General features: G+C 75.6%; 6 protein-coding genes. 1 reads left to right on the top strand and 5 read right to left on the bottom strand.

Annotation, left to right across the window (positions count from 1 at the left end):
* Window positions 1-59: 59 nt before the first annotated feature.
* From ACFQ8C_RS26490 to ACFQ8C_RS26475, 4 genes are read right to left on the bottom strand one after another with little or no spacing between them, the layout of a single operon-like run.
* A complete protein-coding gene (locus tag ACFQ8C_RS26490) occupies window positions 60-665 on the bottom strand; it encodes an ATP/GTP-binding protein (RefSeq protein ID WP_383461972.1) in 606 nt (201 codons plus the stop codon).
* Window positions 646-1083 (bottom strand): DUF742 domain-containing protein, encoded by a 438-nt coding sequence (locus ACFQ8C_RS26485; protein ID WP_383461971.1) that lies wholly within the window; start codon window positions 1081-1083, stop codon window positions 646-648. The genes ACFQ8C_RS26490 and ACFQ8C_RS26485 overlap by 20 nt, the downstream gene beginning before the upstream one ends.
* A gap of 10 nt (window positions 1084-1093) precedes the next feature.
* Window positions 1094-1537 carry a roadblock/LC7 domain-containing protein gene (locus ACFQ8C_RS26480; RefSeq protein ID WP_383461969.1) on the bottom strand — a complete coding sequence of 148 codons (444 nt, stop codon included), beginning with the start codon at window positions 1535-1537 and terminating at the stop codon, window positions 1094-1096.
* Entirely contained in the window at window positions 1534-4449 is a 2916-nt protein-coding gene (locus tag ACFQ8C_RS26475) for a nitrate- and nitrite sensing domain-containing protein (RefSeq protein WP_383461968.1), read from the bottom strand. Before ACFQ8C_RS26475 ends, ACFQ8C_RS26480 begins: the two co-directional genes overlap by 4 nt.
* 467 nt (window positions 4450-4916) lie before the next feature.
* Between ACFQ8C_RS26475 and ACFQ8C_RS26470 the strand changes: the two genes are divergently transcribed.
* Complete coding sequence (locus ACFQ8C_RS26470; protein ID WP_383461966.1) at window positions 4917-5261, top strand: hypothetical protein; 345 nt, start codon at window positions 4917-4919, stop codon at window positions 5259-5261.
* Window positions 5262-5552: 291 nt separating this feature from the next.
* Here the strand turns inward: ACFQ8C_RS26470 and ACFQ8C_RS26465 are convergent, their stop codons facing one another.
* Entirely contained in the window at window positions 5553-10214 is a 4662-nt protein-coding gene (locus ACFQ8C_RS26465) for a hypothetical protein (protein WP_383461964.1), read from the bottom strand.
* Window positions 10215-10298 lie beyond the last annotated feature (84 nt).

Genomic DNA, 10298 nt, shown 5'->3' with positions numbered 1-10298 from the left:
ACGCGCGCGTGGCGGCTCCTCGCGGTCCACACCGGGACCCGCCCTCGGGGGCGTACCCCTCAGGTGGCCACCGGCTGCTGACCGCGGTCGGCGAGGACGAGGGCGTGCTCGACGACGGCGACGAGGATGGCCTTGACGGACTCGCGGTCGCGGGCGTCGCACATCACCAGCTCGACCTCGGGGTCGAGGTCGAGCGCCGCCCGCACGGTCTCCGTCGGGTAGCGGCGGGCGCCTTCGAAGCAGTTGACGGCCACCGTGAAGGGGATGCCGCGCCGCTCGAAGTAGTCGATGGCGGCGAAGCAGTCCTCCAGACGACGGGTGTCGGCGAGCACGATCGCGCCGAGCGCGCCCTGCGCCAGCTCGTCCCAGAGGAACCAGAAGCGGTCCTGCCCGGGGGTGCCGAAGAGGTACAGGACGAGGTCCTCGCGGAGGGTGATCCGGCCGAAGTCCATGGCGACCGTGGTGGTCGTCTTGGCCTCGACGCCGTGCAGGTCGTCCACGGGACGGCCGGCCTCGGTGAGGACCTCCTCGGTCCGCAGCGGCCGGATCTCGCTGACCGCGCCGACCAGAGTCGTCTTGCCGACCCCGAACCCGCCGGCGACCAGGATCTTCAGGGTCACCGGCTCGACGGGGGTCTTCTTGCGGCTAGAGCGCCCGAAGGCCATTGATCACCTCGCGGAGGATACTCACGTCCGGCAGCTGGGCCGGCGGAACGGGACGGGTCACGTGCACGAGTTCCTCGTCGACGAGATCGCCGACCAGCACCCGGACCACCCCGACGGGGAGGTCGAGTCCGGCGGCGAGCTCGGCGATCGACTGGGGCTGCTCGGAGCAGCGTTCGACGATCTCCACGTGTTCCGGGGAGAGCGACTGGTCACGGCCGGGGTCGTCGGCGGCCGGTTCGGGCACCACCACGGCGATGAGGTCGAGCCGGTGACGGCCGGCGGCGCTCGTCCGGCCGCGGGTCATCGCGTACGGACGGACGACCGGGCCCGCCTCGTCGTCGTACCAGTGGTGGGGGACGGCCGTCCGCCGGCCCGGGGCGTCCCCGTCGGGGTGGTTGCGCTCGGCTGCGTCGCTCATGCGGGGCGGCTCACCCTCCCGTCGACAGACCGGTCCGGGGGGCCGTGCCGAGGTGGGTGCCGACCCGCTTGACCATGAGCGTCATCTCGTAGGCGACCTGGCCGACGTCGGAGTCGGCGTCGGCGAGGACGGCGAGGCAGCTGCCGTCGCCGGCCGCGGTGACGAAGAGGAAGGCCTCCTCCAGCTCCACCACGGTCTGCCGGACCCTGCCCGCCTCGAAGTGGCGGCCGACGCCCTTGGCGAGGCTGTGGAAGCCGGACGCGACGGCGGCGAGGTGCTCGCCGTCCTCGCGGCTCAGGTCCTTCGACGCGCCGGTGGGCAGCCCGTCGCTGGAGAGCACCAGGGCCTTGCGGATGGCGGCGACGCGCTGGACCAGCTCGTCGAGGAGCCAGTTGAGCTCGCCGTTGCCGTTGACGGGGCTGCTGGTGCTTGCTGCGGCGTTCGGTGCGGTCATCGACCGTCCCCCTCGGGTGTCGTTCCGTGTGCTGTGCTGTCGCCGTGTGCCGTGCTGTCGTCCGGGCCCGAGCCGTGCCGGCGTCCGCGCTGCCAGCCGCGCTGCATGGCGGCCATGCGGGCCCGCACCTCCTCGGCGTCGCGCTCGAAGTCGTCCCCGGCCCGGCCGTCCTCGGCGGGCCGGTCGTCCTCGGCGGCGGCCGGCTGGTCGGGCTCGCGCAGCTGCGGCACGAGGCTCGCCTGCCGGACCCGGCGCGGGAGGCCGTCGAGCGGTTCCGGCGTCCCGGCCCGCGGCACCGGGGCCGGCGCCTGGGCGGGGGCCTGAGCCTGGGTCGGGGCCTGGGCGGGGGCCTGAGCGGGGGCCTGAGCCTGGGTCGGGGCCGTACGGGCCTCGGTGCCCTCCGGGCGTACGGGGACGAGCGCGGGGCCGGCCGGGCGCGGCACCCGGCGGTCCTCGGCGCCGCCCTGGCCGGGGGCCGGATGGGCGCGGCCGGGCTCGTCGAGCCTGCGTCCGTGGTCGACGACGAGCGTCGGCGGCCGGCGGCGCGGCAGCGGCAGCGCGCCGTCCTCGCCGGCCGGGTCGCCCTCGTCGTGGCCGGAGGTCTGGTCGGGGGCCTGCTGGTGCTGCTCGACGGCCGGGACCAGTCCGCCCCGGCGGCGCTGCGGACGGAAGAGGCCGCCGCGCTCGCTGTCGGTGTCCAGGAGGTCCGCGGAGCGGTCGAGGAGCGCGTCCAGCTCCTCGGGGCCGAGCGGCGGTTCCAGCTCGACGGGGCCGTCGAGCGGACGGGCGGGCGTTTTGGCCGTCGCTCCCGCCGGGCCTGCCGGGCCCGTCTCGTCGGCGAGGTCGGGCACGCGGGCGAGAGCGGGCCTGCGCTGCGGGAGGAGTCCGTCGCCGAGCGCGCCGGCGGGCGTCCCGGAGGTCGTAAAGGATCCGCCGGAAGCGCGCTGCGGGTCGCCGTCCGCCGCGCGCGGGTCGAGGGACTTGCGGTCGAGGCGGAAGCCGGCGCCCTGCGTCTCGGGGGCGTCGGTGAGCAGCGCGGCCGGGATGAAGACGACCGCCGTGGTGCCGCCGTACGGCGAGGTCTGGAGCGAGACGCGGACGTTCTGGCGCTGGGCGAGCCGGCTGACCACGAAGAGGCCGAGGCGGTCGGTGTCGGAGAGCTCGAACTCGGGGGTCTCCGCGAGGCGCAGGTTGGCGTCGAGGAGCACCTCGGGGCTCATGCCGAGGCCGCGGTCGTGGATCTCCAGGGTGAAGCCGTTGGCGACGCGCTCGCCGAGGACCTGGACGGCGGTGTGCGGGGGCGAGAACACGGTGGCGTTCTCGAGGAGTTCGGCGATGAGGTGGGTGAGGTCGGCGACGGCGGGGCCGCCGACGCCGAGCCGCGGCAGCCGGCGGACCTCGACGCGCTCGTAGTCCTCGACCTCGGCGACGGCGGCCCGGACCACGTCCATCAGCTGCACGGGCTTGCGCCACTGGCGGGAGGGGGCGGCGCCGGAGAGGATCACCAGTCCCTCGGCGTGGCGGCGCATGCGGGTGGTGAGGTGGTCGAGGCGGAAGAGGTCCGCGAGCTCCTCGGTGTCCTCGGTGCGCCGCTCCATGGTGTCGAGCAGGGTGAGCTGGCGGTGGAGCAGGACCTGGTTGCGGCGGGCGAGGTTGACGAAGACCTCGGAGACCCCGCGGCGCAGCTCGGCCTGCTTGACGGCGGCCTCGACGGCGGCGCGCTGGAGGGTGTTGAGGGCCTGGCCGACCTGGCCGACCTCGTCCTCGCCGTACCGCAGGTGGGGGACCTCGGTCTCGACGTCGACGTGCTCGCCGGCGGCGAGGCGGCGCATGACGCTCGGCAGCCGGACGCCGGAGACCTCCTGGGACTCCTTCTGGAGGCGGCGCAGGTCGCGGACGAGCGAGCGGCCGATCCGGACCGAGATGCCGACGGAGGCGAGGAGGGCGAGGAAGCCGAGGACGCCGGCGACGCCGGCCTTGAGCAGGACGCTGTACGCGGCGGGCTGGACGCGGTCCTGGTAGCGGTCGCCGGCGGCGGTGTTCGCGCGGGCGAGCTCGTCGAGGACGGGGCTGGCCTCGTCCTGCCAGTAGACGGCGGTGACGGCCTTCGGCCGTTCGGTCGGGCCGCCCTTGATGAACTGCTCCTCGGCGGTGCGCAGGGCCGCGGTCTCGGGGCTGCGCCAGTACTGCTCGAAGCGCTGCCGCTCGGTGGCGGGGAGGAGTTCGAGGTTGACCTCGTAGTACTGCTTGCGGCCGGCGACGAGGTCGGAGACGGCGCGGATCTCCTGGGCGGTGACCCGGTCGGCGACGAGGGCGGAGAGGACGAGGGCGTCCTCGCGGGAGAGGAGTTCACGGGCCCGGGTGACGCCGACGAGGGCGCGGCCCTGCTTGTCCATCTCCACGTTCTCCAGCGCGTGGAGGGTGACGAGGAAGCTGTAGCAGGGGTCGACCAGGCGGTTGTAGAACTCCAGGGCCTGGAGGCGGCCGATGCTGCGCTTCTCCACCGAGCGGCGCAGCGAGGAGATCTCCTCGAAGGCGCGGAGGAGGGAGTTGAGCCGCTGGGTGGTGACCGGGCGCATCTCCTCGCGGACACCGGGGTCCTCGGCGTTGGCGCGGATGCGGGCGATCTGGCGGTCGGTGGCGAGACGGGCCGCGCGGAGCTGGGGCAGGGCCTGGGAGCCGCGCGGGTCGGCGAGGTAGACGAGGGACTGGCGGCGTTCGAGCTGGATGACCCGGGCCGTGTCCTCGATGGGGTAGCCGACCTTGTCGACGACGTAGCCGACGTCGAGGAGTTGGTCGGCCTCGCGTCCGGTCAGGACCGTGGCGAAACCCCAGAGGCCGGTGAGGGAGACGAGCGGTACGAGGAGCAGCGCCACGATCTTCCGGCGGATGGACTTCCCGCGAAAGCGCATGGCCTCCCCCAGTACGGCCCCCGCGGCCACGGAGGTCTCTCGAACGGCGTCGCCGCGTCAACACGGCGCGTCAACCTTCGGTTTCAACAAACGGCGGCGCGAGCCTACTACTGCATCGCGGCCTTCTCGAAGGTGTGTCTGGGCGATTTCCAGCCTACCGAGTGAGCGTTGATCATGAGATGTCCTGGTATTCCAGGAGTTCGGATCGGCCACTGTGGTGCAGGACACTTGACGGTGCGCCATTTTCCGCCCTGGGCGCAATGGCTGGAATCGTTCGTTCCGGTCGCGGTGTCGGGTGAGTTGGGGAAACCTTTTCCCTGTCCGGAGCGTCATGAAGTACGGGGGAACGCCCTGTCCGTGGACGGGCGGCCGTGCGCCGGGGGGTCGTCAGCCGCGCGCGCCGTGTAAACCGGCCGGAACCGGGCAGCCACCCCAGTGAGCGTCGTGCGTGGGGAGTGACAGGACAGATGGAAGACGAGACGCGGACCGCGGGTCAGTTGTGGGTGGAGGACGCGCGCGGACTGCGGAGGATGCCGGACCCGGTGCGGAACGCGGCGGTGCGGGCGGTGATGATCATGTCGGTGACACTCATCCTGGCCGTGGTCGCCTTCCTCACCTCCGTCACGAGCTCCTGGCTGGCCTATCCGATGACGATCGCGTCCGTGGTCGCGACCGTCGTGGCCACCTGGAGCGTGCTGGACATCTGGATCACCCGTCAGGTGTGGCGGCAGCGCAACGGCGTGGTCTCCGAGCCGAGCAGCAGCGCGTATCCGGCCCGGCGGGAGAGGGTAGTGGAGGAGCAGGTCGCCTGACGGGCGTCCCGAACCGGTCGCCTGACGGCGGCCTCGCGAGTGCGTCGGACGGCGGCGGTCTCACGGGTGCGTCGCACGGCGGCGGCCTCCGAAGTACCTGGAAGGCCCGGGCCCTTGTGGGGTCCGGGCCTTCGTCGTGGCGACGCGCGGGGTGCCGGGCGGCGTCGTGGCTACGAGGGGCCCGGGGCCCGCGCCGTGGCTGCGCGCGGGATCCGGGGCCCGCCTCGTGGCTGCGCGCGGGATCCGGGGCCCGCGTTCCGGCCAGGCGCGGGTCCGGGGCCGGCTTCGTGGCTACGGCGCGGTCGGCGGTTCGTCGTCCTGGTGACGGCGGAACATCCGGGTCGCCGTGATCTCGCCGTGGATCGTCTCGCCCTCCCCGGCCGGCTGCGGCAGGCCCGGGCGCAGATGCTCCTCGACGCTGATGTACTTCAGGCCGGCCCGCAGGTCCGCGTCGTTGCGCAACCGGATGACCAGGGGGAACTCGGCGAGGGCCGTCGTGTCGAACAGGCCCGTGGTGTACAGCAGCTGGACGCCGAGCGCGTCCGACACGGCCCGCTGGAGTTCCAGCAGGTACGTGGCGTTGGCCCGGCCGATCGGGTTGTCCAGGAACAGCGTGCCCGCGTGCCGGTGCTTGTCCCGGCCCCGGTCGTTGGAGCGCAGCGCCGCCATCGTGCAGTACAGGGCGATGGCCGCGGTGAGCAGCTGGCCGCCGGAGAAGACGTCGCCCATCTGCCCGACCGGTACCCGCTCGGCGCGCAGCACCGCGTCCGGCTTGAGGATCTCGACGGCGATGCCCTTGGGTTCGAGCGCCGCCTGCACACCGCGCAGCAGCAGCGACATGCCGTCGCGGCGCAGGTCGGAGTTCTTCCGCACGGCGGCGCGGGTCGCCTCGTCGACGACCTCGCCGAGCCGCTCGGTGAGGGTCGCCTGGTCCGGCTCCTCGAAGCGGATCCGCAGGAACTCCTGGCCGGACCACTCCCCCAGGCCCTCCGGGAGCCGGGAGAGCCGCTGGGCGGAGCGGAGCGTGGCGAGCGAGGTCTCCACGAGGCCGCGCAGCCGGTCCACGATCGACTCGCGGTTGCGCTCCAGCTGGGCCAGCTCGTCGGTGAGGACGCGGAGGCGCGGCGCGAAGGCCTCGGCCCACTTGGCGGCGTGCTCGGGCAGCGCCGAGGCGGGCAGTTCGCGGATCTGCTGACGGGCCGGGGTGCGGACCTGCTCGTAGCGGGTCGAGTTGGCGTGCCGGACGAGGATGTCGCTCGCCTCGCGCACCGCCGCGTCGGCGGCGGACAGCTCGGCGGTGCAGGCGCGCAGCGCCCGCCGGGCCTCCCCGGCGGCGGTCCTGGCCTCCTCCAGGGAGCCGGGGTACGGCTCCTGCTCCTCCTGCTCCTCCTCCGCGTGGTCGCGCATCAGGTCGCGCAGGAGCGCGGCGGTCTCGTCGAAGCCTCCGGCGGCGTCCTCGGCGGCCCGGTGGTCGCGCAGCAGCCCGCCGTGGGCGGCGCGGGCCGCCTCCAGCGCGTCGCTGCGGGCGGCGAGTTCGGCGCCCGCGGTACGCAGCAGCGCCTGGGCGCGGTCGGCGTCGGCGGGGACCAGCTCCTCCGGCAGCTCGGTGTGGGCCCCGCCGTCCTCGGGGGCCAGCCGCTCGGACTCGCCGCGCAGCCGGCCGAGCTTCTCGCTCGCCTCGGAGGCGCGGGTCTCCAGCATCTGCACCAGGGACTCGGCGCGGGCCGCGGCGGCCTGGCGGGAGGGGCCGTCGGCTCCGTCGGTGGACTCCAGGAGCTGCTCGGCGCGGGTGCGGACCTTGTTGGTGAGCCGGTCCAGTTCGGCGAGGGCGGCGGACTCGTCGCTCTCTGCGCGGGCCTGCTCGGCGCGCAGGTCGGCGCCGACGCCGACCTTCTCGTACACCTGGGAGGCGGCCCGGTAGGCCTCGCGGAGGGTGGGGAGCGCGGCGCGGGGGGCGTCCGGGGTCTCCTCCGGCAGCTGCTCGGGGGCGCCGGCGATCTCGGCGCGCTCGGCGCGCAGCGCGCGGGCGGTGCGGTGGGCGTCGTCGGCGGCGCGCTGGGCGGCCCGGCGGTCCTCGTCGGCGGCACGCGCGCGTTCCAGGCAGGTCTGGGCGCGGGCCTCGGACTCGGCGGCGTCGTCGGCGAGTTCGCGGAGCTTGGCCTGCCAGGCGGAGCGCTCACGGAGCCGGAAGGCGAGCCCGGCGAGGGCGTCGGCGGCCCGGCGGGCGCGCTGGGCGGCCTCCTGGCGCTCGTCGCGGACGGCGAGGGCCTCGGCGGCGGTCTCCTCGGCCTCCGTGTGCGCGGCGCGGGCCTCGTCGAGCGTCCGGGCGGCCGTCTCCGCGGTCTCGCGGGCGGTGGCGGCGACGGCCGCGAGCTCGGCGAGCATGCCGGGCGGGCAGTCGGCGCGCCAGGCGCCGACCCGGGCGGCGAGGGCGCGGTCGCCGGCGAGCCGGGCGGCGAGGGCGCGGATCTCCTCGTCGCGGGCGGCGGCACGCGCGCGCAGCGCCTGCCGCTCCTCGTCGGCGGCGTGCTCGTCGTGCATGGCCGGGTTCGGCGGCACGAGGAAGACGCCGGTGTCGTCGTCCGCGTCCTGCGCCGGTACGGGGGCGAGGAGGGCGGCGGCGGTGCCGACGGCGACGGCGGAGCGGGGCAGCAGGGCGGCCGAGCCGAGGGCCTCGCGGGCGCGCCCGTACGAGAGGGGGTCGGTGATGACGACGCCGTCGACGAGTTCGGGGCGGGCGGCGAGCACGCGCGCGTGGTCGGCGGGGTCGACGGACTGGGCGAGGTAGCGCCAGCCGGGGAGGGCGGGGATGCCGTGCTCGCCGAGGAACTCGACGGTGGCGAGGACGTCCGGGCCGGGCGGCAGCAGGCCGCCGTCGCCGAGGGCGCCGAGGATGCGGGAGTCGTCGGCGGCGGCGGTGCGCAGGTCGAAGAGGCGGCGCTCGGCGGAGGAGACGGCCTCGTCGAGCAGGCGCCGCAGCTCCTCGGCGTAGCGGTCGAAGTCGGTGACGGAGAGCGGGGCGGTCCCGGTGTCCCCCGGGTAGCCGGCCGGGTCCTCGTCCCCGTCGGCGGTGGCCCCGGCGCGCCGGCCGGGGAGCGGGGAGCCGGCGCCGGGCAGGCCGAGGAGTTCGGCGAGGCGCTCCTCGGCGGCCAGCGCCTCGGCGGCGCGCCGCTCGGCGTCGTAGGCGTTGCCCCCGGCCTCGGCCGCGTCGGCGGCGCGGGCGGCGGCGAGTTCGGCGCGGGACGCGGCGGCGGCCGTCTCGCGGGCCCGCTCGCTCGCGGTGCGGGCCACTTCGCGGGCGGCGTCCCAGGCGGCGACGGTGGTCTTCTCGGCGTCGGCGGCGGCGAGGGCGGCGCGGGCCGGGTCGGCGTCGGGGGCGGAGTCGTCGAGCCAGCCGGCCCGGACGGCCTCGGCGGTCTCCTGCTCGACCTCGGCGAGGCGCTGGCGCAGGTGGCCGGCCTCGCTGCGGGCGCGCTGGGCCTCGGTGGCGGCGGCGGTGGCGTCCCGGTGGGCGGCCTCGCCGGCCTCCTGGAGGGCGGTGGACCGTTCCTCCTCCTCGGCGGCGTGCCGCTCGCCCTCCTCGGCGGCGGCGGCCAGGGCCCGTACGAGGTCGGCCGCGGCCTCGGCGCGGGCGGCGAGGGCCGGGGCGGCGTCGCGCTCGGCCACGCGGATGGCGGCGGCCACGCGGGCGGAGCGGTCGCCCGCGGCGCGGTGGCGGAGCACCGACTCGGCGGCCTGCCAGGCGGAGTGCAGGGTACGGGCCTCGATCAGCTCGCGACGCTGGGAGGCGGCACCCTTCTCGGCGGCGGCGAGCGCCAGGGAGGCGTGCCGGTAGGCGAGTTCGGCGGCGATGAGGGCGCTGCGCTCGCGGGCCGTCTCGGCCTCGGCGACGGCGTGGCCCGCGGCGGTGACCTGCTCGGCCAGCTCGGCCGCGCGCGCCCGTTCCCGGGCGGCCCGGCCGGAGAGGCGCCGGGCGAGCGTGCGGGTGCGGCGTTCGGCGCCGGCGTGCACCTCGCGCGCGTGGGACCGGGTTCCGGCGGCGTCGACGATGCGGTTGAGGAGGTCGACGGAGCCCGCGGTGAAGTCGCGTTCGGCGGTGAGTTCGGCGCGGCGGCCGAGCTTGTTGCCGAAGCCGCCGACGAGGTCGGCCAGGCCGTCGGTGTCCCGGGTGTCGGTGACCGCGCGGAGCAGGAGGTCGGTGAAGTCGGAGTCCTTCTTGACCGCGAAGAGGCCGGCGGCCTCGCCCTCGTCGGCGTTCATCTCGCGCTGGTAGCGGAAGAGTTCGGGGTCGAGGCCGAGGTCGCCGAGGTGCTCGTTCCAGCGGTCGTGGATCTCCTCCCAGACCACCTCCAGGTGCGGGTAGGCCTTGCCGGCCTCGGTGAGGGCGTCGCGGAAGCCCTTCATGGTGCGGCGGCGGCCGGTGGCGGCGGAGGCGCCCTCGGCGGACGGGCGGACGGAGTTCGCCTCGGCGACCGGGAGGTTGTCCAGGCTGAGGCCGGGACCGGGGCGGAAGGAGTACCAGGCCTCGGCGAACTTCCGCGGGTCGTTGGAGACCTGGCGGCCGCGCCACTCGCTGACCTTGCCGACGACGACGAGTTCGCCGGTGAGGGTGTGCTGCCACTCCAGGGCGACGTGGCCGCAGTCGTCGGCGAGCAGGAACTTGCGGAGCACGCCGGAGCTGGCGCCGCCGAGGGTGTTGCGGTGTCCCGGGAGCATCACCGAGAAGATCAGCTTCAGGAGGACGGACTTGCCGCCGCCGTTCTCCAGGAAGAGCACGCCCGCGGGGGCGGGGCGGCGCGGCGGGCCGACGGGCTCCTCCTCGAAGAACTCCGCCTGGGTGGGGGCGGGGTTCGGCACGGGCGCGCCGACGCCGCGGAGGTCCAGGACGGTGTCGGCGTAGCGGGCGCCGGCGGGGCCGATGGAGTAGAGGCGGACCCGGGACAGCTCGTACATGGCGAGGGACTCTCGTGCTCTCGTGCTCGGGGAGTTCGGTGGTGCGGGACGGGTGCGGTGCAGGTGCGGTGTCGCGGGACGGGT

This window comes from Streptomyces sp. NPDC056503 (assembly GCF_042794995.1).
Taxonomy (GTDB): Bacteria; Actinomycetota; Actinomycetes; order Streptomycetales; family Streptomycetaceae; genus Streptomyces.
This window is presented reverse-complemented; position numbering and strand designations above follow the sequence as displayed.